The organism is Stenotrophomonas sp. YJH_SMC_101-4 (assembly GCF_059370395.1).
The window spans coordinates 498760-525084 of the sequence record NZ_JCAFTP010000002.1 but is presented as its reverse complement, the minus strand read 5'-3'; the positions used below and the strand labels follow the sequence as shown (position 1 = coordinate 525084).

At 67.0% G+C, this 26325-nt stretch carries 22 protein-coding genes; 8 read left to right on the top strand and 14 right to left on the bottom strand.

What is annotated here, in order from left to right:
- Positions 1–35: 35 nt before the first annotated feature.
- Positions 36–938, top strand: coding sequence for a peptidylprolyl isomerase (locus tag AC5P8D_RS08605; protein WP_071305499.1), 903 nt, complete (start codon positions 36–38; stop codon positions 936–938).
- A 576-nt stretch (positions 939–1514) separates the two neighbouring features.
- Here AC5P8D_RS08605 and AC5P8D_RS08600 read toward each other — a convergent pair.
- On the bottom strand, positions 1515–2387 hold the full coding sequence (locus AC5P8D_RS08600; protein WP_338713500.1) for a DMT family transporter: 873 nt from the start codon (positions 2385–2387) through the stop codon (positions 1515–1517).
- A gap of 115 nt (positions 2388–2502) precedes the next feature.
- Here AC5P8D_RS08600 and AC5P8D_RS08595 point away from each other — a divergent pair, with 115 nt between their 5' ends.
- Together AC5P8D_RS08595 and AC5P8D_RS08590 are read left to right on the top strand one after the other, a co-directional pair.
- Positions 2503–3447, top strand: a complete 945-nt coding sequence (locus AC5P8D_RS08595) for a LysR substrate-binding domain-containing protein (protein WP_414614640.1) — start codon at positions 2503–2505, stop codon at positions 3445–3447.
- A gap of 68 nt (positions 3448–3515) precedes the next feature.
- Entirely contained in the window at positions 3516–3809 is a 294-nt protein-coding gene (locus tag AC5P8D_RS08590; RefSeq protein WP_005415831.1) for a hypothetical protein, read from the top strand.
- Positions 3810–3840: 31 nt separating this feature from the next.
- Here AC5P8D_RS08590 and AC5P8D_RS08585 read toward each other — a convergent pair whose 3' ends face one another.
- Both AC5P8D_RS08585 and AC5P8D_RS08580 read right to left on the bottom strand, forming a co-directional pair.
- Complete coding sequence (locus tag AC5P8D_RS08585) at positions 3841–4629, bottom strand: DUF4349 domain-containing protein (protein WP_495203241.1); 789 nt, start codon at positions 4627–4629, stop codon at positions 3841–3843.
- A 23-nt stretch (positions 4630–4652) separates the two neighbouring features.
- Positions 4653–5009, bottom strand: a complete 357-nt coding sequence (locus AC5P8D_RS08580; protein ID WP_495203240.1) for a GFA family protein — start codon at positions 5007–5009, stop codon at positions 4653–4655.
- A 112-nt stretch (positions 5010–5121) separates the two neighbouring features.
- Here AC5P8D_RS08580 and AC5P8D_RS08575 point away from each other — a divergent pair, with 112 nt between their 5' ends.
- Positions 5122–6930 (top strand): DUF885 domain-containing protein, encoded by a 1809-nt coding sequence (locus AC5P8D_RS08575; RefSeq protein WP_126559932.1) that lies wholly within the window; start codon positions 5122–5124, stop codon positions 6928–6930.
- A 516-nt stretch (positions 6931–7446) separates the two neighbouring features.
- Here AC5P8D_RS08575 and agp read toward each other — a convergent pair.
- The 3 genes from agp to AC5P8D_RS08560 form a co-directional block, all read right to left on the bottom strand.
- Positions 7447–8652, bottom strand: coding sequence for a bifunctional glucose-1-phosphatase/inositol phosphatase (gene agp / locus AC5P8D_RS08570; protein WP_495203239.1), 1206 nt, complete (start codon positions 8650–8652; stop codon positions 7447–7449).
- Positions 8649–10481 carry a multidrug efflux ABC transporter SmrA gene (gene smrA, locus AC5P8D_RS08565; RefSeq protein WP_159359942.1) on the bottom strand — a complete coding sequence of 611 codons (1833 nt, stop codon included), beginning with the start codon at positions 10479–10481 and terminating at the stop codon, positions 8649–8651. The genes agp and smrA overlap by 4 nt, the downstream gene beginning before the upstream one ends.
- 172 nt (positions 10482–10653) lie before the next feature.
- The gene (locus AC5P8D_RS08560) at positions 10654–12213 is read right to left on the bottom strand and encodes a serine hydrolase (RefSeq protein WP_159359941.1); all 1560 of its coding nucleotides are present in this window, start codon (positions 12211–12213) and stop codon (positions 10654–10656) included.
- A gap of 110 nt (positions 12214–12323) precedes the next feature.
- Here AC5P8D_RS08560 and AC5P8D_RS08555 point away from each other — a divergent pair, with 110 nt between their 5' ends.
- Genes AC5P8D_RS08555 through AC5P8D_RS08545 form a run of 3 tightly spaced genes read left to right on the top strand, consistent with a single transcriptional unit; the run spans position 12324 to position 14564 of the window.
- Positions 12324–12767: a VOC family protein gene (locus AC5P8D_RS08555; protein WP_019337612.1), complete on the top strand. Its 444-nt coding sequence runs from the start codon at positions 12324–12326 to the stop codon at positions 12765–12767.
- The gene (locus AC5P8D_RS08550; RefSeq protein ID WP_159359940.1) at positions 12764–13582 is read left to right on the top strand and encodes a DUF72 domain-containing protein; all 819 of its coding nucleotides are present in this window, start codon (positions 12764–12766) and stop codon (positions 13580–13582) included. The genes AC5P8D_RS08555 and AC5P8D_RS08550 overlap by 4 nt, the downstream gene beginning before the upstream one ends.
- Before the next feature lie 34 nt (positions 13583–13616).
- The gene (locus tag AC5P8D_RS08545; RefSeq protein WP_010486385.1) at positions 13617–14564 is read left to right on the top strand and encodes a DMT family transporter; all 948 of its coding nucleotides are present in this window, start codon (positions 13617–13619) and stop codon (positions 14562–14564) included.
- Positions 14565–14594: 30 nt separating this feature from the next.
- Here the strand turns inward: AC5P8D_RS08545 and AC5P8D_RS08540 are convergent, their stop codons facing one another.
- The 6 genes from AC5P8D_RS08540 to AC5P8D_RS08515 form a co-directional block, all read right to left on the bottom strand.
- On the bottom strand, positions 14595–15755 hold the full coding sequence (locus AC5P8D_RS08540) for an AAA family ATPase (RefSeq protein ID WP_019337609.1): 1161 nt from the start codon (positions 15753–15755) through the stop codon (positions 14595–14597).
- A 121-nt stretch (positions 15756–15876) separates the two neighbouring features.
- The gene (locus AC5P8D_RS08535; protein WP_478421339.1) at positions 15877–16947 is read right to left on the bottom strand and encodes a GGDEF domain-containing protein; all 1071 of its coding nucleotides are present in this window, start codon (positions 16945–16947) and stop codon (positions 15877–15879) included.
- Positions 16948–17063: 116 nt separating this feature from the next.
- Positions 17064–17786: a pseudouridine synthase gene (locus AC5P8D_RS08530; RefSeq protein ID WP_010486389.1), complete on the bottom strand. Its 723-nt coding sequence runs from the start codon at positions 17784–17786 to the stop codon at positions 17064–17066.
- A gap of 34 nt (positions 17787–17820) precedes the next feature.
- The gene (locus AC5P8D_RS08525; protein ID WP_495203238.1) at positions 17821–19485 is read right to left on the bottom strand and encodes a sensor domain-containing diguanylate cyclase; all 1665 of its coding nucleotides are present in this window, start codon (positions 19483–19485) and stop codon (positions 17821–17823) included.
- A 110-nt stretch (positions 19486–19595) separates the two neighbouring features.
- Entirely contained in the window at positions 19596–22019 is a 2424-nt protein-coding gene (locus AC5P8D_RS08520) for a putative bifunctional diguanylate cyclase/phosphodiesterase (RefSeq protein ID WP_495203237.1), read from the bottom strand.
- A 218-nt stretch (positions 22020–22237) separates the two neighbouring features.
- On the bottom strand, positions 22238–24172 hold the full coding sequence (locus AC5P8D_RS08515) for a DEAD/DEAH box helicase (RefSeq protein WP_235652093.1): 1935 nt from the start codon (positions 24170–24172) through the stop codon (positions 22238–22240).
- Positions 24173–24439: 267 nt separating this feature from the next.
- Here AC5P8D_RS08515 and AC5P8D_RS08510 point away from each other — a divergent pair, with 267 nt between their 5' ends.
- Entirely contained in the window at positions 24440–24661 is a 222-nt protein-coding gene (locus tag AC5P8D_RS08510) for an RNA-binding S4 domain-containing protein (protein WP_010486399.1), read from the top strand.
- An 11-nt stretch (positions 24662–24672) separates the two neighbouring features.
- Here the strand turns inward: AC5P8D_RS08510 and ubiM are convergent, their stop codons facing one another.
- Together ubiM and AC5P8D_RS08500 are read right to left on the bottom strand one after the other, a co-directional pair.
- Positions 24673–25851: a 5-demethoxyubiquinol-8 5-hydroxylase UbiM gene (ubiM, locus tag AC5P8D_RS08505; RefSeq protein ID WP_049455657.1), complete on the bottom strand. Its 1179-nt coding sequence runs from the start codon at positions 25849–25851 to the stop codon at positions 24673–24675.
- An 80-nt stretch (positions 25852–25931) separates the two neighbouring features.
- A complete protein-coding gene (locus tag AC5P8D_RS08500; protein ID WP_010486403.1) occupies positions 25932–26321 on the bottom strand; it encodes an MAPEG family protein in 390 nt (129 codons plus the stop codon).
- Positions 26322–26325 lie beyond the last annotated feature (4 nt).

Below are 26325 nucleotides of genomic sequence, written 5' to 3'. Positions count from 1 at the left end.
CAGAATCGAAGCCTCGTTCATGTTCCGGGGTTCCCATGCCGCACCGCCGTCGCCTTGCCCTGACCGCCCTCGCCCTGGCCTGCCTGCTGCCCTCGCTGGCCAGCGCTGCCGCCCCGTACCGCAGCCCGCAGCAGATCCTCGATGCCTCGGCGGCCAGCGACTGGCGCACGCCGGACCCGGCCAACCTGCTGTACATGGACCTGCCCGCCGGGCGCGTGATCATCGAGCTGGCGCCGCAGTTCGCCCCGCGCCATGTCGCCAACATCCAGACCTTCGCCCACGAGCACTTCTGGGACAGCACCAGCATCTACCGCTCGCAGGACAACTTCGTGGTGCAGTTCGGCGATGCCGACGCCGATGACGCGGCCAAGGCCAAGCCGTTCGGCAGCGCCGCGCGCAAGCTGCCGGCCGAGTTCGAACGCGCCAGCGCCGGCCTGAAGGTCAACGTGCTGCCGGATCGCGATGGCTGGGCGGCACAGACCGGTTTCGTCGACGGCTTCCCGGTCGGCCAGGACCCGCAGGCCGGCAAGACCTGGCTGGCGCACTGCTACGGCATGCTCGGTGCCGGCCGCAGCAACGAGGAAGACAGCAGCATCGGCGCGGAACTCTATGTGGTGACCGGCCAGTCACCGCGTCAGCTGGACCGCAACATCACCCTGGTCGGCCGCGTGCTGAAGGGCATGGAACTGCTCAGCGCGACGCCGCGCGGACCGGCGCCGATGGGCTTCTACACCGACCCGAAACTGCGCACGCCGATCATGTCGATCCGCCGTGCCAGCGACGTGCCGGTGGCCGAGCGCACGCCGATCCAGGTGCTGCGCACCGATTCGAAGACCTTCGCCGATACGGTGGAGGCACGCCGCAATCGCGTGGATGATTTCTACAAGCGCCCGGCGGGGCATATCGATCTCTGCAATATTCCGGTGCCGGTGCGGTAGGAGCCTGGCTTCCTGCACGTGGCGCGTGCTGAAGGTGCTTCACTGTTCATGGGCGTTACTTTTCTTTGTACGCAAAGAAAAGTAACCAAAAGAAACGTTCCGCCGGCCGCGAGCCGGTGCTGCGCACCGGTGCCCTGCGCTCCTCGGCCCGTCGAGGGACGGCGCGGGAACTCGCTGCGCTCAGACACCCGCGCCTCTTCGCCCTCGCCGGACCTGCGGTGCTCGGCTCGCTCAAGGCGGATCCAAGATCAAAGGCAGAAGCGCTCGCTTCGCTCGCCGGGCCCGGCCCGGCACTACCAAGCATCGTCGTGCAGCTGTGGCTCTTGACCTTGGGTCCGCCTTGAGCGAGCCGAGCATCGCAGGGGAATCAGGGGCGAAGAGGTGCCGATGTCTGAGCGCAGCGAGTTCGGCACCGTCCCCTGATTCACCGAGAAGCGCAGGGGACCGACGTGCGAAGCACGGCGGCTCGCGACCTGGCGGCGCGTTTCTTTTGGTTACTTTTCTTTTCGCGCGAAAAGAAAAGTGACGCCCATGAAACAGTGAAGCACCTTCAGCAAGCGTCACGCTCGAAACCGCTCAGCCCTTCTGACTCACCGCCACACTACCCAGAATCAACGCACCGGCAATCAGCATCTGCACCGTCACCGCCTCGCCCAGGAACAACCACGCAAACGCCGCGCCGAACAGCGGAATCAGGTACGTCACCGTCGACGCGCGTGACGGGCCGATGCGGCCAATCAGGCGATAGAACATCAGGAATGCCAGGCCGGTGCAGGCCACGCCCAAGGCGATCGCTGCACCCCAGGCCTTCAGCGGAATGGCGGCCTGTGGCCAGTGCGTCACCGCCATCGGCAGCATCCACAGCGAGGCACACGACAGCGTGGCTGCCGCCGCCGCGGCCGATGGCAGGCCGGTCATGTGCCGCTTCACCAGGTTCACGCCCAGCCCGTACAGCAACGATGCCGCAGCGCCGGCGATCACTGCGGTACCAATACTCAGGCCGGACACCTTGGCGGTGGCCAGCACCACCACGCCGGCGAAACCAACCAGCAAGGCGCCGGCGCGGCGCATGCCTATCTTCTCGCCGAAGAACAGGAAGGCGATCAGCGCGGCGAACAGCACGGTCATCGCATTGCAGATCGCGCCGATCGCCGCCGGCGCCCGCTCGGCAGCATAGGCGAACAGCACGAACGGCAGCGCCGAATTGATCAGGCCGATCGGTGCCAGCCACAGCCAACGACGCGGCGGGAACTGCGCGCGGGCGCGCCACAGGAACGGCAGCAGCACCAGCGCGCCCAGCACCAGCCGCACCTCGACCAGCGCGAACGGGCCGAACGACGGCACCGCCACCCGCATGAACAGGAACGAGCAGCCCCAGATGGCGCCCAGCAGGGTCAATTCCAGCGGTGTGCGCCAGTCGCGCTCGACCGCCTGTGGGACCGCATTCATACCCTGCCTCCGTCCATCGTCTGTTTCTCGCCAAGGCAGACAGGATCGGGTGCAGACGCCCGCCGCACAAGCGCGTAGTATCGCTGCCAGCCACAAATATGGTTTGAGGCTCGACATGCTGCTACGCCCTTCCCTGCTCCCCGCGCTGGCCGTGTTCGCGGTCGCCGCACGCCATCAGAATTTCGCCCAAGCCGCGCAGGAACTGCACCTGACCGCCAGCGCGGTCAGCCACCATGTGCGGCGCCTGGAAGAGGTACTGGAGACCCGGCTGTTCCTGCGCCACGCCCGCGGCGTGCGCCTGACCGCCGAGGGCCGGCAGCTGGCCGACGCCGCCAGCGCCGCCTTCACCGATGTCGCAGCCGTCGCCCATCACCTGCAGCCGGATGCCGACAGCGTACCGTTGCGGATCACCACGCTGCGCTCGCTCTCCTACTGCTGGCTGCTGCCTCGGCTGCCACGCTTCACCCAGGCCTATCCGCACATCCGCATCGAACTGCACACCGGCAGCGGGCTTGATCGCTACGATGACAACGGCCCAGAGGTCGGCATACGCTACGGACTGGGCCAGTGGCCCGGCCTGCGCGCGCAGCATCTGATGGATGACTACCTGTTCCCGGTGGCCTCACCCGCGCTGGCCGGCGTCGAAACCCTGGACGACCCGGCGCGCATCGCCGAGCTGCCGCTGCTGACCGACCTGTCACCGCAGGGCTGGCGCGACTGGTTCCGCCACGCGGGTGTGCGCCCACCGTCGCCGCTGCCGCCGATGCACACCTTTGCCGACAGCACCGATGCGATGCGTGCAGCGGTGTATGGCATGGGTGCGGTGCTGGCGCGCACCCACATCGCTCAACCCTACCTGCAGCGCTACGAGGTGGTGCGCCTGCCCGGCCCGGCGCTCAAGGCGCGCTATGCGTATCACGTGGTGCATGCCGAAGGACAAGCACCCAGCCCCACCGCGCGCCTGTTCATCGACTGGTTGCTGGAGCAGGCGCAGGACGAACGCACGCCGATTCCGGCATTGCCGGACAGCCTGCTCGGGCGCCCGGCCACACGCGCCTGACCGCGCCCTCACCCGCTCTTTGCTTCACGCTGGCTAGGCTGCTGGCGAACCCACAACGTACATATGCCATGGCCATGCTGCGACTGCGCATCACCGGAACCGAAGACGACGCCCGCGCCATCAGCGACCTGCTGCTCGGCCTGGACGGCATCGAACATGTCGAGGAAACCGACGACCTGATGCCGCACATGGACGACGACGATTCCAGTTCGGCCGGGCTGTCCGATGACATCGGCCCGGGCATCCACGAGCTGGAAGTGGAAGTCGGCAATGAAAGCACCGCGCAGAAGGTGCGCGATGCGGTGCAGGAGCTGGCCCTGGAACTGGATGTGTTCGTCGAGTACGAGACCGACGAGGGCTGATGCCGGCAGGCTACCGGCATCAGCCTTCACCTCAGAGGTTGGGGAGTAGCTTGCGACGACGGCGACGCCACCACGCCCGCACACCCCAGGCCGCGATCAAGGCCAGCACCGCCACCGGCAGCAGCGCGGCAACCGCGCGGATCAGGAACGCCACGCTGGTGCTGAGGATGCTGCCCGACTCGCTCAGCGCCTCACCGATCTCGCTGCGGCTGCGTTGGCCGGAGGTGGTGCCGAAGTGGATCGTCACCAGCTGGGTATCGATGCGTCGACGTTGCTGCGCTGAATCCTTGTTGGCCTGTTCGACGCCGGCTTCGATCTCGGACAGGCGCGTGGTGATCGCCATCAGGTCCTCGATCTTCAGGTCCTTGCGGTCCTGGTAGGACAGCAGCCGCGCGTGCTCCTTCTCCAGCCGTGCCTTGGTCAGTGCCGTATCGGCCACCGCCTGAGCGAGGTCCTCGGCGCGCGTGTTGCGCGACTGCAGCGTGCCCCCCTCACCGGCCAACGCGATCAAGGGCTCAGTGCCCTTCGGCGCGATACGTACCTTGACCTCGCCGCTGGGCTGCTCGCCACTGCGCTGGTCGACCTGCAGCACCGCACAGTCACCGAACTTCGCGCTCTGGCAGGCCTGCGCCACCTGCTGGATGCGGGGTGCGATCTGCGCCGCTTCCAGTTGCACCTGCACGTCGTGTTCGTAGGCCAGGAAGGCGCCTTCCGGCGAAGCAACGGCGGCATCGGCTGCGGTGGCGCCCGCCTCTGCCGCGCGCTCACCGTTCTTGGCGCAGGCTACCAGTGCCAACAGCAGCACCGGCACTGCGATCATGCGCGTCCACGCGCGCACCGGCCTCACAGTGCGGCTCCGTTGTAGGAGGTCACCGAAAGACCAGCCAGATCCACCTGCGGCACGCAGCGCACGTTCACCGCCACCATCGGCGTGCCGGTGCGCGGGTCGACCGCTTCGCTGTAGGGCGCGACACCGCACTCACGGCAATGGTGATGGTCGATGTGGGCCTTGTTGAAATGATAGGTGGCCACGTCCGCCGGATCGGTGGTCAGCTGGAACGCCTCGCACGGGGCAAACCACAGCAGGCTGCCGCGGCGGCGGCACATCGAGCAGTTGCAGTCGATGACGTCGCTGATCGGCGCCTCGGCCTGTACGGTGAATGCGATCCTGCCGCAATGGCAGCTTCCCTGGTATTCCATGTCCTGCGCTCCGCTGGAGGGTCCGTGTCTGCGCCCATGGTAATCCTATGGCACGGGGACAAAGCAGCCCCGGGGCCCTATGCTCGGGGTTTGACCCTGTACAGGAACGCCGATGCGCCCGCATCTTCTTGCCCTCGCCCTGGTCGCCGCCCTCGCCGGTTGCCAGCCGGCCGACGCCCCGACCAACGCTTCCACCCCGGCCACCAGCCAGCAGGCCGGTGACGCGGCGGTCGATGCCGCCTTCGCCGATCTGTCCAAGCGCGCCCTGGACACCTGGATGCAGCTGTCGCCGGTCAGCGCCACCCAGATCGGCGACCACCGCTACGACAGCGAACTGGACGACCTGAGCGCCGCCGGCCAGCAGAAGACCGTGGCGGCGTACAAGGCGCTGCTGGGCGAACTGGACAAGATCGAGGTAGCCAAGCTGGGCCGCGAGAACCAGGTGGACGCGGCGATCCTGCGCAACCAGCTGCAGTCGGAAATCTGGAACGCCGAAGTGCTGCAGTCCGGCAAGTGGGACCCGCAGCTGTACAACGGCATCGCCGGCAGCGCGATCTACGGCCTGATGGCCCGCGAGTTCGCGCCGCTGCCGGAGCGCCTGAAGTCGGCCACCGCGCGCATGGAAAAGCTGCCGGCGATCTTCGCCCAGGCCCGCGAGAACCTGGATCCGGCCCGCGTGCCGAAGATCCATGCCGAGACCGTGGCCAAGCAGAACAAGGGCATCCTCAGCATCGTCGATACCTTCATCACGCCGCACATCGGTGAACTGCCGCAGGCCGACCAGCAGCGCCTGCAGGCGGCCATCGACGGCCTGAAGAAGGCGGTGGACGAGCAGCAGACCTGGCTGGACAAGACCCTGGTGCCGAACGCAAAGGGCGATTTCCGCATCGGTGCGGAAAAGTACGACCAGAAGCTGAAGTTCGCGCTGAGCTCGTCGCTGTCGCGCCAGGAGATCGGTGAGCGTGCACGTGCCGAACTCAAGCGCGTGCGCGAAGATATGTACGGCATCGCGCAGACCGTGCTGAAGGACAAGCCGGGTGCGCCGGAAATGCCGGCGCAGCCGACCGACGAGCAGCAGCAGAAGGCGATCGAGGCCGCGCTGGAACTGGCCTACGCCGACAAGCCGGCACGCGACAAGGTGGTCGACGATGCCAAGGCCGCACTGGAGCAGTCCACCGCGTTCGTGCGCGAGCACGACCTGATGACGCTGCCCGATGCGCCGGTGGACATCATCCTGATGCCGGAATTCCAGCGCGGCGTGGCCGTGGCCTACTGCGATTCACCGGGCCCGCTGGACAAGAACCTGAAGACCTTCTACGCCGTGTCGCCGATTCCGGACGACTGGAACGACAAGCAGGTCGACTCGTTCCTGCGTGAGTACAACTCGCGCATGATCCACCTGCTGAGCATCCACGAAGGCACCCCGGGCCATTACCTGGAAGGCTGGCATTCGGCCAAGTTCCCCTCCACCCTGCGTGCGGTACTGCGTTCAGGCCTGTTCGCCGAGGGCTGGGCGGTCTACACCGAGCGCATGATGCAGGAGCAGGGCTACCTCAACAACGACCCGCTGTTCCACCTGGTGCAGCTGAAGTTCTACCTGCGCACGATCTCCAACGCGATCCTCGACCAGGGCGTGCACGTGGACAACTGGGATCGCGAGAAGGCGATGCACCTGATGACCCACGATGCGTTCCAGCAGGAGAGCGAGGCAGCGGGCAAGTGGGTGCGTGCACAGCTGACCTCGGCGCAGCTACCGACCTACTTTGTCGGTGCGCAGGAACACTTCGACACCCGCAAGGCGATGCAGGACAAGCTGGGCGACAAGTTCAACCTCAAGGCCTACCACGACCAGATGCTGTCCTACGGCGCACCGCCGGTGCGTTTCGCCCGCCAGCTGATGCTGGACCAGCCGATCGAGTGATCGCGCCGGTGTGAGCTGAATGATAACGGCCCGGGGAAAAACCCGGGCCGTTTTCTGTTCTGGCGGTTGCAAACTGCCATCCTGGCGGTGCGAACTGCCATCCTGGCGGTGCGAACTGCCATCCTGGTGGGTGCGAACCTTGGTTCGCACCGCCTCTGCCGCCACTCAATCAGACGATGTGGATATACAGCTTCCTCGAGTCCAGTCTCAAATCGAGGAAGTACTCCACACCACACCCGCGGCAGGCAGCGGGACAATCCTCATCGCTCCCACGTTGGTTCTCCGAGGCATCAGCCACCACCGGATATCCACAATCAAAACACGTAAAGGCAATGTTGCTGCCATGGGGGTCGGCCCATATTTCATCTCCATCGCCGTCCATTACAAGAAAGTCCGTGATGTTCATGATTCACCGGGATCGCTTGGTTGATTGCTGGAGACTACTCGAATCCGAGCATAAGGGGCGCGAAGCTGCTTCCGTCTCATCACACTGCGACGCCACCATCCATCCCGGATTCAAGGTGAATGCAACAGGTTGTTGAACTGCGCTTCACTGCAACCCGACTGCGCGCAGCCCGGCAGCATCAGCTCCGCCCGGCCCGGCGGCTGTGCGTCGGTCAACGGGATCGCACCACGTAGCTGCTCGCGCGTGGGATAGACATACACCAACCGGTAACGCACTTCACCGGCCCCACGATCACGCCAGCGCTCGAACTGCAGCAGGCCGCCGATCGGCGTCTTCTCGTACTGCCCCGGCAGGCTGTAGTCCGTGATTCCCAACGCCACCAGCACCGAACCGATGTTGGAATCGTGGCCGACCAGCAGGCTCACCTTTGGCGATGCCGGGTCCTCGAACAACGCATTCACTCTTGCCAGCAGCGGGGCGGCCACATCGCGCGCCACTTCGGGCGTTCCGAACAGGATGTCCTGGTAGCGGTTGCGGATCTGCGCCAGCGCCTGCCATTGCGCCTCGGTGGTCAACCGGCCCCAGCCTTCGCGGGGGATGCCACTGCCCTGGTAGTACTCCATCAACAAGGCATCGACCAACCCGCTGGCCAGGGCCAGCGAACCGGACGCGCGTGGTTCCTTGCCCGGTTCCGCATTGAAGATCGTGTCGGCCAGCATCAGATGGCACTCGCTGTGCCCCGCACAGGCCGCCGACTGCGGGTAGCGGGTGATCTGCTCCACCACGGACAGTGCCGGTGCCAGTTCCGATGCGGCCAGCGCTCGCTGCATTGCCGACAGTGCGCGCTCGCGGAAGACCGTGTCTCTGTTGTGGATCACCGGATTGAACAACGGATCCATCGTGCCCAGCGCCATGCGCTGCTCGACCGCGACATGACAGCCCGGGAAGGCACCGGCAACGAAGAACTGCGCGGTGGCCTGGGTGCGCTGAAGGCTGTTGGCATGGGCGTGGAAGTCAGCCAACTGCGGGCAACCCGAAGCCGGCAACAGCTGCGCCTGACGCAGCCACTGGCCCATGTAACGGCCCATGTAGACCTCCAGCACGCCGCCTTTGGTGGTGAGCTCGCCTGCGCCCACGTCCCAGCCTGGCCAGCGCTCCGGAGTGGCATTGGCCAGCGCGCCCGACGCCACCACCGGCGCACGCAGGTTGTGGCGGCTGAGCAGGATGACCTGCTCGAGTTGGTCGCCTTCCACGGGTGCCGGTGCGGTGGCTGCGGCCGTGGTTGCCAGGCTGAGGGCCAGCAGCAAAGCGATCACTGATCGGCAGCCACAAAGCCACCGGTCTGCCGCGCCCACAAGCGCGCATACAGGCCACCGGCAGCAATCAGCTCGGCATGGGTGCCGGTCTCGACGATGCAGCCCTGGTCCATCACCACCAGCCGGTCCATGCGCGCGATGGTCGACAGCCGGTGCGCGATGGCGATCACCGTCTTGCCTCCCATCAACTGGTCCAGGCTGTCCTGGATCGCTGCTTCCACTTCCGAATCCAGCGCCGAAGTCGCTTCGTCCAGCACCAGGATCGGTGCATCCTTCAGCAGCACGCGGGCAATGGCGATGCGCTGGCGCTGGCCACCGGACAGCTTCACGCCACGCTCGCCGACGTGTGCGTCGTAGCCACGACGCCCCTGCCCGTCCACCAGCGTATCGATGAAGGCTTCGGCACGTGCTTTGGCTACGGCTGCACGCAGCTGCTCATCAGTCGCATCCGGGCGACCGTACAGCAGGTTGTCGCGGATCGAGCGATGCAGCAGCGAGGTGTCCTGGGTAACCACGCCGATCTGCTGGCGCAGGCTTTCCTGCGTAACGTAGGCAATGTCCTGATCGTCGATCAGGATGCGGCCGCTTTCCAGGTCGTACAGGCGCAGCAGTACGTTGACCAGGGTCGACTTGCCGGCGCCGGACGGACCGACCAGGCCGATCTTCTCGCCCGGCTTCACCACCAGGTCCAGGCCGGCAATCACACCGCCCTTTTTACCGTAATGGAAATGGATGTCCTGGAAATGCACGCCGCCTCGGGTCACCTGCAGCGGCACCGCATCCTCGCGGTCCTGCACGGTCAGCGGCTGGGCGATGGTGGTGATGCCATCCTGCACCGTGCCGATGTCCTCGAAGATGCCGTTGATGGTCCACATGATCCAGCCGGACATGTTGTGGATGCGGATCACCAGGCCGGTCGCGAGCGTGATCGCGCCGACAGTGATGTGGCCGCCATTCCACAGCCACAGGGCCAGGCCACAGGTACCGGCAATCAGGAAACCATTGACGATGGCGATGGTCAGGTCCATGCCGGTGGTCACCCGGGTCTGCGCGCGGTGCTTGACTGCCAGCTCCTGGATCGACTCGGCCACGTAGGCCTGCTCGCGCCCGCCATGGGCGAACAGTTTCAGCGTGGGAATGTTGGTGTAGCCATCGACGATGCGGCCCATTGCCTTCGAACGTGCTTCCGAGGCGATCCAGGCCCGCTCCTTCGCGCGCGGCACGAAGTAGACCATGATCACCACGTAGGCCAGCAGCCACAGGATCAGCGGCACCATCAGCCGCCAGTCGGCCTGCGCGAACAGGTACAGCGCGGTGCCGGTGTAGACCACGATGTACCAGAGGGAATCGACCATCTGCACCGCCGACTCGCGCAACGAGGTACCGGTCTGCATCACCCGGTTGGCCACGCTGCCAGCAAAGTCGTTCTGGAAGAAGCTCAGGCTCTGCCGCACCACGTAGTTGTGCATCAGCCAGCGCGAGCGGTTGCTCAGGCCGGGCACGATCGCCTGGTTCACCAGCAGGTTGTGCAGGCCGACCAGGATCGGCCGAGCGATGACCGTGATGAACAGCATCCAGCCCAGTTCATTGGCGTGGCGCTTGAAGAAGCCGGCACCCGGCTGCTCGGCGACCATGTCGACGATGCGGCCCAGGTAATCGAACATCGCCACTTCCACCAGCGCCAGCAGCAGGCCGGCGATCAGGGTCGCCAGCAGCACTGGCCACACCGGGCGCAGGTAGTGCAGGTAGAACGGCAGCACCTTGCGCGGCGGCATGCGCCCGTCCACGGGCGGGAACACCGGAATCAGGGATTCAAACCAACGGAACATTGCATTCCCTCGCCTCTTGCAAGCGGCGAAGTATCCCACGCCGGATGTGTACGCCAGCCGATGATGCCCCGGTTCTGGTAGCGCCGGGCCATGCCCGGCGATTCCCCTTGCAACCGCGCTGCGCGCTCGCCGGGCATGGCCCGGCGCTACCGATCATGTGGGCCGCATCGGGTTACGTTGCCGGGGTGAACAGCAGGTCCTGGAAATCGAAGCTGAAATCGGTCAGGTCGGAGATCGACTGCATGCGCACCTCGCGTGCCTTGCCGTCCGGGTCCAGGCTGAAGTTCACGAACGCGTCGGCGTTGAGCGAACGGTCGTCCCAGCGCACGATGAAGGTGTCGTGCTGCCAGTGCTCCAGGCGCCCGCTCAGCTGCGCGGTCTTCATGAAACGCAGGCGCAGGCCCTTGCCCTCGGCACTGATCTGCATGTCGCCATACCAGCGGTCACGGAAGGTGCCGGTGTAGCCGGCCAGTGCCAGCGACGGCTTGCTGCCCTTGTCGCGCGCGCTCTGGTGCTTGGCCCAGGCTTCGTCGGCCTTGTCCTGGCCCTTGGCCACGGCCTTGGCATAGGCGTCCACCCAGTCGTGCTTCCCGCCGCCCAGATAGGCATCGAGCACGCTCAGGGTGATCGCATTGAACGCCGCGCCCACTTCCTGGTTGGTCAGCACCACCACGCCCAGCTTCTCGCCCGGCACCAGGGTCAGCCGCGAGACCATGCCCGGCCAGCCACCGGTGTGCCAGACCAGCTTCTGCCCACGGTAATCGCTCAGGCTCCAGCCTTCGCCATAGCCGGCGAAATTGGCTCGCGCCGGTGCCAGCTCCGGCACGCTCGGCGCCGGGATCGACTGCGGGGTGATCATCCGCCACATCTGCTGCTGGCTCTTTTCACTGAACAGCGGCGTGCCATCGGCCAGTTTGCCTTCGGCCAGCTGCACCTTCATCCAGCGCGCCATGTCATGCGCGCTGGAATAGATGCCACCGGCGCCGGCGTTGTTCGACCAGGTCAGCGGCGCAACGGTGCGCAGGTCCTTGAAATCGTACTTGGCGTGGCCGACCGCGGCCTTGTCGCCGGGCTTCAGGTGATCGGCGTTGTAGCGCGTGCCGGCCATGCCCACCTTGTCGAAGATGCGGGTCTGCAGGAACTGCTGGTAACTCATGCCAGAGACATGCTCGATCACCTGCTGGGCGACCGCGTACAGGATGTTGTCGTAGGCATAGCTTTCGCGGAAACCGCCCTTCAGCGGCACTCTGCCCAACCGCTCCACCACTTCGGCAATGCTGTAGGACGTGGTCGGCCAGAACAGCAGGTCACCAGCGCCCAGGCTCAGGCCACTGCGGTGGGACAGCAGGTCACGGATCGTCATCTGCCCGGTCACGAACGGGTCGGACATGCGGAACGACGGCAGGTGGTCGATCACCTTGTCGTCCATCTTCAGCTTGCCGTCCTCGGCCAACAGGTTCAGCGAGGTGGCGGTGAACGCCTTGGTGTTGGAAGCAATGGCGAACAGCGTATCGGCCTGCACCGGTTCCGGCTTGCCCTGCTCGCGCACGCCCCAGCCGCGCTCCAGCACCACCTCGCCATCCTTGACCACCGCCACGGCAATGCCGGGCACGTCGAACTGCGCGCGCACGCGCTCGACGGTCGCATCCAGGTCCTGCAGCTGCGCCGGGGTGGCAGCACTCGCCATGGTCGTGCACGCCAGCAGCACGGCTCCTCCAATCCAGGGTTTCATCCAGCACGATCTCCGAACAGGGGTGGCGGCCATGTGCAGGCCGTCACCGGGGTTTCGCGGGATGGTAACGTTCTGCGGCGCACCCTGCCCTGTGCCATAGGAGGGGTGTCATGGGCGGGAACGGCCAACCGAGCAACGGCTCCACCATCATTCCGTGCCTGCGCTATCGCGACGCGCAGGCCGCCATCGACTGGCTGCAGCGCGCCTTCGGCTTCCATGCCCAGGCTGTCTACGCCGATGGCGATACGGTGTTCCATGCGCAGCTGACCTTCGGCAGCGGCATGATCATGCTCGGCTCGGCCGACAGGGAAAGCGCCTGGAGCCAGCATGCCGCGATGCCGGACGAGGTGGGCGGCCGCCAGACCCAGAGTGCCTGCGTGATCGTCACCGATGCCGACGCCCATTACGCCCGGGCCAAGGCCGCAGGCGCCCGCATCGTCATCGACATCGCCGACCAGGACTACGGCGGCCGTGGCTATGCCTGCGCCGATCCGGAAGGCTACCTGTGGTGGTTCGGCAGCTACGATCCGTGGCGCGCGGACCACGACCAGTGACCGCCGCAGCGATCCGCTGCGGCATCGGCGGCTGGGTGTTTCCCGAATGGCGCGGCGGCGTTTTCTACCCCGTGGGCCTGCCGCAGCGTGAAGAACTGGCCCATGCCAGCCGGGCCCTGCGCTGCATCGAAATCAACGGCACCTTCTACCGCACGCCCACCGCAGCACAGTGCGCGCAGTGGGCCGCGCAGACGCCGGAAGGCTTCCGGTTTTCGATGAAGGCACCACGCTACCTGGTGCAGCGCCGCGACCTGTCCAGCACGGTGGAGGCAGCCGCGCCCTTCCTGCAGGCCGCACTCGCACTCGGCGACCGGCTGGGCCCCCTGCTGTGGCAGTTCGATCCGCGGCATCCGGCCGACGCCGAAGCGCTGGAACGGCTGATGGCGCAGCTGCCCAAGCAGCTGGGCGGCGTGCCGCTGCAGCACGCCCTGGAAGTCCGCAATGCCGAGGCGCATGGCCCGGCACTGGTTACCGCCGCACGCGCGCATGGCGTGGCCGTGGTGATCGAGGACAGCGACGAGGCGCCCCTGCACGGCGATGTCAGCGCCGGCTTCGTCTACGCACGGATCAAGCGCAGCCAGACCCGCTTGAAGGAGGGCCTGCTGGCGCCCGTGCAGCAGCGCTGGGCCGAACGGGCCAGGCGCTGGTCGCGCGGAGAGCCGGTGGACGACCTGCCCTGCCTCGCAGGGCCCGCCCCTGAAAGCCCGCGCGAGGTCTACCTCCTGTGCATCGGCGCAGGCAAGGCGCGCAACCCGGCGGCAGCGATGGCGCTGCAGCGGCAGGTTGACCAGAGCAGTCATTCCACACGCGGGTAGCGCTGCGACGTTCGCCTTGCCTCACAATAGGCAGATGAGCACACCCGACACCCGCAAAGCGCTGTGGCAGATCCATTTCTGTGTCCTGCTGTGGGGCATCACCGCCATCCTCGGCAAGCTGATCACCCTGCCCGCATTGCCGCTGGTATGGTGGCGCATGCTGCTGGTGACGGCGATGCTGGCCCTGCTGCCACGGGTGTGGCGCGGGCTGCGTACCCTGCCTCTGCGGCTGGTGGCCGGCTACGCCGGCATCGGCGCGCTGGTCGCCCTGCACTGGCTGACGTTCTACGGTGCGGTGAAGCTGGCCAATGCCTCGGTGGCCGCCACCTGCATCGCGCTGGCGCCGGTGTTCACCTCGATCATCGAGCCATGGGTGGCCAAGCGGCCGTTCCAGCTGCGTGAACTGGCGTTCGGCCTGGCGGTGCTGCCGGGTGTTGCGCTGGTGGTTGGCGGCGTGCCCGATGGCATGCGCCTCGGTGTGTTGATCGGCGCGATCTCGGCGCTGCTGGTGGCAGTGTTCGGCTCGCTCAACAAGCGCATGGTCAGCCACGCGGATCCGCTCACGGTCACCGCACTGGAGCTGGGTGCGGGCACCCTCACCCTGACCCTGCTGGCACCGCTGATGCCCTACCTGCTGCCGGCGCTGGCCAGCCCGCTGTGGGTGGTTCCGGACCTGCACGACGGCATCCTGCTGCTGGTCCTGGCCGGGTTCTGCACGCTGCTGCCGTTCGCCCTGGCCCTGGTCGCGCTGCGCCACCTGAGCGCCTACACGGTGCAGCTGGTGACCAACCTGGAACCGGTCTATGCGGTGGTGCTGGCGGTGGTGCTGCTGCGCGAGCAGCACGAGGTCACCCCGTGGTTCTACCTGGGCGTGGCGATCATCGTCGGCGCGGTGTTCCTGCATCCGCTGCTGAACCGCCGCAAGCCGGTGCAGCATCCGGAAATCCTTGGCACGGCCGAGGCACGCAACATCGCCGATTGAGCGCGTCCACGCAGGGCGTGGATGGCCGTATCAACGCTGCGGCCAGTGCCATGCCGGCGCATCCAGCAGGCCCTGCCCGCTCAGCAGCGTGCGGCCCTGTTCCTTGTGCAGGTGCAGCGAATGACAGCCGGGCGCTTGCTCCAGTGCTGCGATCAACCGGCTGGCGTGTGACACCACCCACACCTGGCTGCGCGCACTGGCCGCGATGATCAGCCGCGCCAGCGCCGGCAGCAGGTCCGGATGCAGGCTGGTCTCCGGCTCGTTGAGCACCAGCAGCGGCGGCGGGCGTGGCGTGTGTAGCGCAGCAGCCAGCAGCAGGAAGCGCAGCGTACCGTCGGACAGTTCGGCCATCGACAACGGCCGCAGCAACCCCGGCTGGTGGAAGCGCAGGGCCAGTCGACCGTCCAGCTCTTCGAAGCCGACCGTGGCGCCGGGGAACGCATCGTCGACGCTGCGTGCCAACGCGACCGGATCTCCGATTTCGAGAATGGTCACCCAGGCTGCCGCCAGATCCCGGCCGTCGTGATGCAGCACCGGCGTGCGCGTGGCCATCGCCGGTTGTCGCGCCGGGGCATCGGCATCGCTGCGGAAATGGTCGTAGAAGCGCCAGCGACGGATGTACTCACGCAAGGCGATGGTTTCCGGCATGCGCTGCGGATCGCCGACCTGAGTGAACAGGCTGTCGAACAGCGACAACCGGTCATCCACGAGATCCCAGCCGCGCGCATGACGTTGCCGCACCATTGCCCCACGGCGATCAACCAGCAGGTTGGCGCTGCGCAGGAACGGCCCGGCCCAGATCGCCTCCACCTTGATCTGCGGATCCAGCGCAAACGCCGAATGGCTGGGCGGCGGGTAGCCCAGGTCGATGGCATAGCCGAATTCGTCGGTGGTGAAGCCGAGCTTCAATCCCACCGATGCCTGCCGAGGGCCACCCTGCAGCGGGATCTCGCCGGCCGCGACCCGGCGATCGATGGATTCGGGGCCGGCCCACAGCGCCGAACCCAGCCCCCCTTCGCGGGCCAGCACCGCCGCAACGCCGCCCTGTGCGGTCTCCGCCAGCAGGCGCAGCGCGCGGTACAGGCTGGACTTGCCACTGCCGTTGTCACCGGTCACCACGTTCAACTGCTGCAGCGGCAGGACCAGCCCGTGCAGCGAACGATAGTGGGCGATGGCCAGGGTCTGCAGCATGGTCGGCGTCCGTGGGAACAGGAACGGCATATTCGCCGGGCACAATCGCACAGGCCGCGACACGGCGTTATCCCATCGGCAAAATCATCCACGCATGGCGTGGACCTACTGCATGCAGGGCTCAGCCCGCCCGTTCCACCCGGTTGCGACCGTTGCCCTTGGCCCGGTACAGCGCCTTGTCGGCGCGCGCCAGCATGTCATCCACGCTTTCACCTGCCTGGTGCTGGGCAACGCCGATGCTGATCGTGACCGGGAAACCCAGCGGAAGGTCTGCCACGGCCAGGCGCAGGAACTCGCATTGCAGTTCGGCTGTGTGCAGATCGGTGCCCGGTATCACCGCCACGAACTCCTCGCCGCCATAGCGCGCGGCCATGCCACGGCCGGCAAAGTGCGAGCGCAGCAGCACGCCCAGCTCGGCCAGCACCCGGTCGCCGGTGGCGTGGCCCTGGAAATCGTTGATGTGCTTGAAGTGATCGATGTCCAGCAAGGCCACGCAGGCCAGTCCCGGCTGCCCATCGATCTCCGCCACCGCCTCTTCCAGTGCCGCCGCCATCGCGCGGCGGTTGGGCAGTCCGGTCAACGCATCGGTGCGGCTCTGCTCGGCCAGGTCGGCATTCTGCGCCAGCAGTACGTCCTGGTACTCCGACAGCAGGCGCTCGTAGTCATCGCGTTCCAGCATGTGCTTCTGGATGTCGAGCGCGAAACGGCGCAGCTCCATCACCAGCATCACCTGCCGTGACAGAGCGGCCAGTGCCTCGGCCTTGTCGCTGGGCAGGTGCTGCGGATGTGCATCGAACACGCACAACGTACCCAGTGGCAGGCCATCGGAACTGATCAGTGGCGCACCGGCGTAGAAGCGGATGTGCGGGTCACCGGTCACCACCGGGTTGTCGTGGAAGCGGATGTCCTGCAACGCGTCCTCGACCACCATGATTTCCTGCGGCTGCAGGATGGCATGGCCACACATCGATTCGCTGCGCAGGTTCTCCGCCGCGTCGATGCCCTGGATCGACTTGAACCACTGCCGCTCGACATCGATCAGGGTCACCGCCGCCATCGAGGTACCGCAGACCGCCTTGGCGATCGCCACCAGGTCGTCGAATGATTTTTCGCGTTGCGAATCAAGGATGCGGTAGCGGTACAGCGCCTCGAGCCGAAGGGCTTCATTGGCAGGCTTGTCGGGCTTGATCATGCAGCGTCACATTCCGGCAGGTCACTGCGGAGTCTAGCCGATGTAGAGCCGAGCCCATGCTCGGCTGCACCCGGACAAAAGGGCAGCCGAGCAAGGCTCGGCTCTACAGAGGCCGTTTACCAGTCCAGCTGCTTCGGCAACAGGCCCTGCAGCTCCTGCTCGGTCAGGTTGCGCCACTGGCCCGGCTTCAACGCGCCGATCTTGATGTTGTCGATGCGCACGCGGCGCAGCTGGGTCACGCGATAGCCGAATTCGGCGGCCATCAGGCGGATCTGCCGGTTCAGGCCCTGCTGCAGGGTGATGCGGAAACCGAACTTGGCGATGCGCGAGGTCTTGCACGGCAACGTCATCTGGTCGTGGATGCGCACACCGCGCGCCATGCCGCGCAGGAACTCATCGGTAACCGGCTTGTTGACCGCCACCAGGTACTCCTTCTGGTGGCCGTTCTCGGCACGCAGGATCTGGTTGACGATGTCGCCGTTGCTGGTCATCAGGATCAGGCCTTCGGATTCCTTGTCCAGGCGCCCGATCGGGAAGATGCGCTGCTCGTGGCCGACGAAATCGACGATGTTGCCCTTGACCGAGGTTTCGGTCGTGCAGGTGACACCCACCGGCTTGTTCAGCGCAATGTAGACATGGCGGCGGGCGCCGGGCTTGCGGGCCACGCGCGCGCGCAGTGGCTGGCCGTCGACCAGCACCTGGTCTTCGTCGCCCACCACCGCGCCAGTGCCGGCCGGATGGCCGTTGACGGTGACCCGGCGGGCGGCGATCAGGCGATCGGCCTCGCGGCGGGAGCAGAAGCCGGTGTCGGCGATATGTTTGTTGAGTCGGGTGGTCATCGGCCTATTATCCGGCATCGCCGCCCGCAGCGCTTCATGCCAGGCCGGGCGGATCGAGCTCTTCACCGTCGAACACCCGGTTGCGGCCGGCGCGCTTGGCCACGTACATGGCATGGTCGGCCCGCCGCAACAGCCCGGCCAGATCGTCCTCGCCAGGCCGCCACTGCGCCAGGCCGATGCTGGCGGTCACTTCCAGCCCCGGCACCTGCAGGGCCTGCCCGGCCTCGGTGATGCGCTGGCGCAGGCGGTCCAGCCGCGCCGATGCCGCCTCGCGCGGCATGCCGGGCATCAGCAGCAGGAACTCCTCGCCGCCCATCCGCACCACTTCGTCCTGGCTGCGCACCGCAGCGCGCAGCGCGCGTGCCACCGCCACCAGTACCTGGTCGCCCACGGCATGGCCGTGGCGGTCGTTGATGTCCTTGAACAGGTCGATGTCGAGGAAGCCGATCACCAGCGGGCCACGCTCACGGTCGACCTGTGCCAGGTGACGGGCCAGCTGCTGCAGGCCGGCGCGGCGATTCGGCAGTCCGGTCAGGCCGTCGGTTTCGGCCAGCTGACGCAGTTCATCGCGCTGCTGGCGCAGTCGGCCCAGCCGCTGGTTCATGGCATAGGCGGCCATCATCAGCAGCCAGGTCACCGCCAGCTGCAGTGCTTCGACCCGGTACTCCAACAACCATTCCGCACGGCAGGCATCGGCGATGATCAGGACCAGCATGGGTGCCAATGCGGCCAGTCCTGCCTGCGACCAACGGTTGCCACGCCAACGTGCCCATACGCCCATCAGCAACGCCAGGCCACACCCCAGCAGATAGGACACCTGCAGGCCCTGCGCGACCCAGGCCAGCTGTTCCCAGCGCAGCCACGGCACCAGGACGGCCAGCGCCACCAGGCCCCACAGCACGGTCGCCTGCAGCGGCCGCGACCGTGGCCATACGCGGTCACCGCCGTTCAGCCGCCACAGTGCCGGCAGTACCAGCGCCTGCGTGGCGGCGGTCAGCGAGAGCAGCCACCAGGCCCCACGCTCCCCCACCGGCAGCCACGGTTCCGGGTAGCCGCTGAGGCCACCGAGGATCGCCTGCCACAGCACCAGTACCGTGGTGCCGGCGACGTAAACCAGGAAGCTGCGATCTCGCGTGGTCAGGAAGGCCATCAACGCCGACAGCGCCAGTGCGATCGCCACGGCGATGCAGGCAGCACGCATCAGCAGGCGGGCGGTGTCGTTCTGCTGCACCGGGCTGGGCGCGCCCAGCCGCAGGGTCGGTACCCAACGTGTCTTCAGCGGTGTCTGCCAGGAAACCAGGAACGGCTCATGGCTGCCGGCCGGCGGTACGGCCACCAGGCCGATGCCTGCACGGAAGCGCGAATCACGGGTGCGGGCGTCGTGCATGTTGCCGCAGATTTCGCGGTCACCGTGCTGTACCCGCACTTCGCCGGCAAAGACATTGAACACGTCCAGCGCCTGTGGCTGGCCCGACCAGCCTTCCCGCGGAGCCGGCACCAGCACCTGCTGGCGCGGGCCCGACAGCATGTGCGGCGTGCACGCACGATGCGGGGTGGGCTCATCGGTGGCGCCACCGACCAGCAGGTAATCGCGCCCCGATTCCACCGCTGCGGCCTGCAGCGGCCACGGCGTCGCCAACCACGCCAGCAGTACGACCAGCACCGCTCCCGTTCCGTACTGCCACTGCCTGCCGCCCACGCCACATCCTGTTGTTGCTTACGCCCGCGCCCACTGCGCGTCGCCCCTGGCCGGCATTATCGCAGCCGGACGTACGCCGCACGTGTAGACCAAAGTCGCCGCCACGCCGTTCAGCCAGCCCCCGGCGGCCCCTTCACCGCGACCAGCCGCACCGGGCGCAGATCGGCCAGGGTCAGCCGCTCCAGCGGCTGCGGGCGTTCGATGGCATAGCCCTGCAGGCCCTGCACGCCAAGCCGGGTCAGCGCACCGGCAACCTCGGCGGTCTCCACCCACTCGGCCACCACTTCCATCTGCAGCTCGCGCCCGAGCTCGCTGATCGCGCGAACTGTGGCGTGGCTGACTGGATCAGTATCCATGTCCCGCACGAAGGCGCCGTCGATCTTCAGGATGTCCGCAGGCAACTGGCGCAGATAGCCGAAAGAAGACAGGCCGGAGCCGAAGTCATCCAGTGCCATCCGGCAGCCCCGCGCCTTGACCGCATCGATGAAAGCACGGGCCTGGGTGAGGTTGCTGATCGCCGCAGTCTCGGTGATCTCGAAGCACAGCTTGGAGGCCAGCGCGCGGTTGCGCTCGAGCAGGTCGCAGACGAAGGCGAGGAAGCCGGGCTCGGCGATCGACTGCGCCGAGACGTTGACGTTGCACAGGCCCAGCTGGCGCACGTGTGCCGGGCACACCTGCAGGTGGCGGAACAGCAGCCCGAGCACGTGACGATCCAGCGCCACCGCCATGCCATAGCGCTCCACTGCCGGCATGAACTGTCCGGGCAGGTGCAGGCTGCCGTCGGTACCGCGCATGCGCACCAGCACTTCGTAGTGCAGGTAGGTCGGATCGCCCACGCGGGCGATGCGTTGCGCATACAGCAGCATGCGGTTCTCGGCCATCGCCAGGCTGACGCCCTGCAACCGCTCGGCTTCCCGGCGGCGCTCCTCCAGCGCCATGCGGTTCTCATTGAAACAGTGCACCCGGTTGCGACCGGCCTGCTTGGCGGCATAGCAGGCGCTGTCGGCAGCACTCATGAGCCAGTTCGCATCGGGGGCGTCGGCGCTGACTTCAACCACACCGATGCTGCAGCTCAGCTGCGGGCTGCCCTCGCTGATCGGGAACGTGGCCTGGCCCAGGTTGCGGATCACCCGCTGCAGCACCCGCTTGGCCTCGTCCTGCCCGGCATGGGCGAGGAACACGGCGAACTCGTCGGCGCCCAGGCGGCCGACCCAGTCACCGTCACGCACTGCAGCCACCAGATAGTCGGCGAAACTGCGCAGCATCTGGTCACCGGCGGCGTGGCCGAAGCTGTCGTTGACCAGCTTGAAGTGGTCCAGGTTGATGTAGCACGGCGCATGCGTGCCGCCGTCGCTGCGCACCTGCAGCAGCGAACGTTCCAGCAGCCGCTCGATCTCGCGCCGGTTGATCAGGCCGGTCAGCGGATCGTGGCTGGCGTGGTGTTCGATCTCGCGCGCCAGGGCATGGTTCTGGCTGACATCCTCGATGATCGCAAACACCGACAGGCCACCTCCCGCGCTGCGCACGCCGGTGCCACTCCAGCGCCCCCACACCAGGCTGCCATCGCGGCGGCAGAAGCGCAGCTCACTCGGCCGCAGCTGCCGGTCCCAGTCAATGCGGCCGACGCCATCGATGACCAGTTCGCCTTCCATCAACAGATCACCGAGCGACATCTGCAGCAGCACGTCGCGTCGGTAGTCGAGGATATCGGCCATCGCCTGGTTGGCTTCGATCACCTTGCCGTCGGTGTCGAGCTTGAGCATGCCGACATTGGCCTGGTAGAAGGCCGCACGGAAGCGGCTTTCGTGCTCGGTCAGGTCCTTGCCGACGCGGCGCGCCAGCGCGACAGCCATCAGGCTGATCGCCAGCACCGACAGCCCACCGACCACAAGCGTGGCGATCCGCACCATCGTGGCCATGCGCAGCAACGCCTGGGAAAATGCCTGTGCCTGCACCTGCAACCGCCGGTCCAGATCACGCAGCTGCTGCAGGTACCGGTCGCGGTCCGCCACTGGCAGCGCCCCCTGGGCATGCCCCGACTGCAGCTCGGCGACCAGCCGCTGCACGGCCAACAGGTCATCATCGGTCTGTCGCCACAGCGTGCTTGCTTCCCGGAATGCACCGATGTCGCGTGCATAGCGGAACGAGAACACCAGGCGCGGAATATCGGCGCGCGCGTTGCCGCCCTGCAGGAAGCCCTGCCTGGCCTTCTCCTCGTCCGGTACCGCCTGTTCCAGCGCCAGCCGGGCCTGCAGATCCCCCAACGGAATCCGCAGCGCCTGGCGCGCGTCGTCCAGGTCCTGGGCATCACCGCGCGCCAGATAGCGGCTGAGTGCGGCGGTCGCATCCTGCTGACCACGCGACCAGTAGCCCTGGCCGGCGATCCATGCGGTGGAGGCCGCCTGCAGCTCCTGGATCAAGGCGGACAGCGCGACCAACCCGATCGCCATGCCCGTCAACAACGCAAAGCGCAATCCCAGGCCACGGGTCATCGGCACCCGCCGGCTCTGCTGGTCCGTGCCACTTCTACCCATCCCGGATCCCCCCGAATGTGCTGCGGTGACAACCTCCCTTGGAACCGGCCCAGCCTATGACCGGCCATGTGTGGGCCATGCGAAAAAGGGGACAGAGGGGATTAAGTCGTTTTCGGCATAAGCGCGCGGCCTGCCATTTACGACTTAATCCCCTCCGTCCCCTTTTCCTGTACGCCAGCCCGGAGGCTGGCGTTGATCAGGACGGCTGCGGGTGCGGCCTAGAAGCTGCGCGGGCCGCGCGGCTTGAAGCCGTCACGACGCGGCGGGCGGCTGTCGCGGTCGCCGCCGTGGCCACCCGGACCACCCGGACCGCCACGACGCGGGCCACCCGGGCCGCCCGGACCACGCTTGTCGAAGCGCGGCTTGAACGGACGCGGGGCCGGGTTGGTGTCTTCACCCGGGGCCAGCGCACGCATCTGCAGCTGCTGGCCGGACACCCACACTTTCTGCAGGTGCGACAGCACGTCCGGCGGCATCTGCGCCGGCAGGTCCAGCAGCGAGAAGTCGTCGTGGATGTCGATGCGGCCGATGAAGCGGCTTTCCAGTCCGGCTTCGTTGGCAATGGCGCCGACGATGTTGGCCGGCTTCACGCCATGCTGGTGGCCCACCGAAATGCGGTAGGTCTCCATGCCCTGCTCCGGTGCACCACGCGGCGGAACCTCGCGGCGCGGACGCTGCTCGAAACCACCTTCGGCGTCGTCACGACGCGGGCCACGCTCAAAGCGCGGACCACGCTCGTTGCGGTCGAATCGATCGCCACGCTCCGGACGGTCGCCACGGTCGAAGCGCTCGCGCGGCGCGCGCTCTTCACGCGGGGCGCGCACCGGCGGCTGCAGCAGGAACGGGGTGTCACCCTGCAGCAGCTTTGCCAGCGCGGCGGCGATCTCGATGGCGGGCACGTTCTGCTCGTTCTCGAAGCGCTCCAGCAGCTGGCGGTAGAAGTCCAGGCCACCGGCGCCGAGGGTTTCGCTGATGCGCGAGGTGAACTTGTTGATGCGGGTGTCGTTGACCGCCTCCACGCTCGGCAGCTGCATCTCTTCGATCGGCTGGCGGGTAGCGCGCTCGATCTGGCGCAGCATGCCCTTCTCGCGCGGGGTGGCGAACAGGATCGCCTCGCCGCTGCGGCCGGCACGGCCGGTACGGCCGATGCGGTGCACGTAGCTTTCGGTGTCGTACGGGATGTCGTAGTTCAGCACGTGGCTGATGCGCTCCACGTCCAGGCCACGGGCGGCCACGTCGGTGGCCACCAGGATGTCCAGCTTGCCTTCCTTCAGCATGGCGATGGTGCGCTCACGCTGGGCCTGCTGCATGTCACCGTTGATGGCGGCAGCGGCCAGGCCACGGGCCTGCAGCTTGCTGGCCAGTTCTTCGGTGCCGGCCTTGGTACGCGCGAAGATGATCATCGCGTCGAACGGCTCGACTTCCAGGATGCGGGTCAGCGCATCCAGCTTGTGCATGCCGCTCACCCACCAGTAACGCTGGCGGATGTTGGCCGAGGTGGTGGTCTTGGCCGCGATGGTCACTTCCACCGGGTCCTGCAGGTAGGTCTGCGCGATGCGGCGGATCTGCGGCGGCATGGTGGCCGAGAACAGGGCCACCTGGCGCTGCTCCGGCAGCTTCTTCAGCACGGCTTCGACGTCGTCGATGAAGCCCATGCGCAGCATTTCATCGGCTTCGTCCAGCACCAGGGTTTTCAGCTCGGACAGGTCCAGGGTGCTGCGGTCCAGGTGGTCGATCACGCGGCCGGGGGTACCGACCACGATGTGCACACCACGGCGCAGGGCCGACAGCTGCTGGCCGTACGGCTGGCCGCCGTACACCGGCAGCACGCGGAAGCCCGGGATCTTCGACGAATAGGACTGGAACGCCTCGGCAACCTGGATGGCCAGCTCGCGGGTCGGTGCCAGGATCAGGGCCTGCGGCTTGATCTGCTGCAGGTCGATGTTGGACAGTACCGGCAGCGCGAACGCGGCGGTCTTGCCGGTGCCGGTCTGGGCCTGGCCCAGCACGTCGCGGCCTTCCAGCATCGCCGGGATGGTGGCGGCCTGGATCGGCGACGGGGTTTCGTAGCCGATGGCGGTGACCGCCTGCATCACGGGCTCGGACAGGCCGAGCTGCGCAAACTGCAGCGGCGCTTGGGAATCTTGGGACATGGGGAACTCCGAAGACACTGCCGTCTTCCTGGCAGTGCGATAAAAAAGGTGATGGTCCGCGCTTTGGGCGCCCTTCTTATCGCGTGCCCTGGCGCTGCTCGGTTGGAGGAGATTTCACTCGCTCAGAGCGGAATCATACCGCATTGATCCTGAACAAGGCGTACAGCTTGCCGTGCGCGTGTCGTCATGCCCCGTGCTGGCGCACAATACGCGCCCTCTTCCCCGGCCCGGCCGCTGGCCCGCGCCCCTTCCCAGGAAACCCGCTCCATGCAGATTCTCGAATTCGACCTCGACGGTGACTACGTCGAACTCAAGCAGTTGCTGAAGCTGGCCGACCTGGTCACCAGCGGCGGCGAAGCCAAGATGGTCATCGGTGACGGCCAGGTGCGGGTCGATGGCGAAGTCGAACTGCGCAAGGCCTGCAAGATCCGCGCAGGCCAGGTGGTCGAATTCGCCGACAGCCAGATCCGGGTGCTGGCTGCCGGCTGACCTGAAGCTGTTCAGGCCACGCGCTGGGTCAGGTGCGAGGCAATCAGCTGCCTGAACGGTGCTACGCCCTGCGCCAGGCGCAGGCCGGCCGCCCGCAGCAGGCGCGCCGGACGGCGATCGTCGGTGTACAGGCTGGCGATCGCATTGGTGGCCTCGTACAGCGGCCGCGACGCCAGCCGGTGACCGCGCTGGTAGCTGGCCAGCATGCCGGCCGCGGCAATGTCGGCACCGCGACGCTGCTGCTCGACGATGCCCTGCGCCAGCCGCTGTGCGCTGGCCAGTCCCAGGTTGAAGCCATGCGCGGTGACCGGGTGCATGCCGACTGCGGCATCGCCGATCAGTGCCGAACGCCCGCCGACAAAGCGGTGCGCATACACACCTACCAGCGGATACGCCTGCGGCGTGGCCACCGGCTGCATGCGGCCCAGGCGATGTTCGAAGCAACCGCTGATGGCCTCACCGAAGGCCACCTCATCCATTGCCAGCAGTTCTTCAATCTGCCGCGGCGGCAGCGTGATCACCGCCGACGCCTGGCCCTCGTTGAGCGGCAGCAGCGCCATCGTGCGGCCGTAGCCGAACCATTCCCAGGCAGTGTGGTGATGGTCGCGCTCGACCTGCATGCGGCACACCAGCATCGACTTGCCGAAGTCGCGCATCTGCGCACCGATGCCGAGCATGCGGCGGGTGGCGGAGAAGCGGCTGTCAGCGGCCACCAGCAGCCGCGCATGCAATTGGCTGCCGTCATCGAGTTTGACCACATGGCCCTGTGCATCGGCCTGCACGCCCTGCACCTTGCGCCCGTCGAACAGCTCCAGGCCGTCCTGGCCCTGCACGGCATCCCATGCAGCACGGCGGATCAGATGATTGGGCACCAGCCAGCCCAGCGGCTGGCCGTCGACCTGGCTGCTGGCGAAGGTCAGCGCGAACGGCGAGCCACCATTCATCACCTTGGCATCGCGCAGTTCAGCGACTTCGGCGTGCGGCAGGCGCTGCCATAACCCCAGCTGCTCCATGCTCTGCCGCGAGGCATGGGTCAGCGCGATCTCGCGGCCATCGAAGGCGGCTTCGGCCAAGGCTTGGCGCGGCTGCACTTCGACCAGCCCGACCTGCAGCCCGCTGCCGGCCAGCGCGCGAGCGAAGCACAGGCCTGCCGGTCCGGCGCCGACCACCACCACGTCCATCCTGCGCATGCGCGCCTCCTGCCGTTGATTCAGTCCGGGCCAGCATAGCGCCACACACCTGACCGGCCTTGATCTGGATCAGGCCCGGGTCACAACAACGCGAACACCAGCGCCAGGATCGACAGCAGCGACACCAGCCACACCAGGCTGCGCACGTAGGGCACGCCTGCGGCATACAGCGGCAAGTAGGCCACGCGCGCCCAGAAGTAGGCCTGCGCGGCCAGCGCGGTGGTGTCGTTGCCGCGCCCAGCCACGACCACTGCGATCGCGGCGGCGGCGAAGAACGGGAAGGTTTCCAGGAAGTTGGCCTGGGCCCGCTGCAGGCGACCGGCCAGCGGGCTGACCGGCTTCGCTTCGCCATCTCGCGCCGAAGCATTCCACTTCATCCCGCGCTCGCGGGTGACCACGGTGGAGGTGGCGAAAATGTAGACAAAGCCCAGCAGCACCGACCAGGCCAGCATCGTCAGTTCAGTTGCCATCATG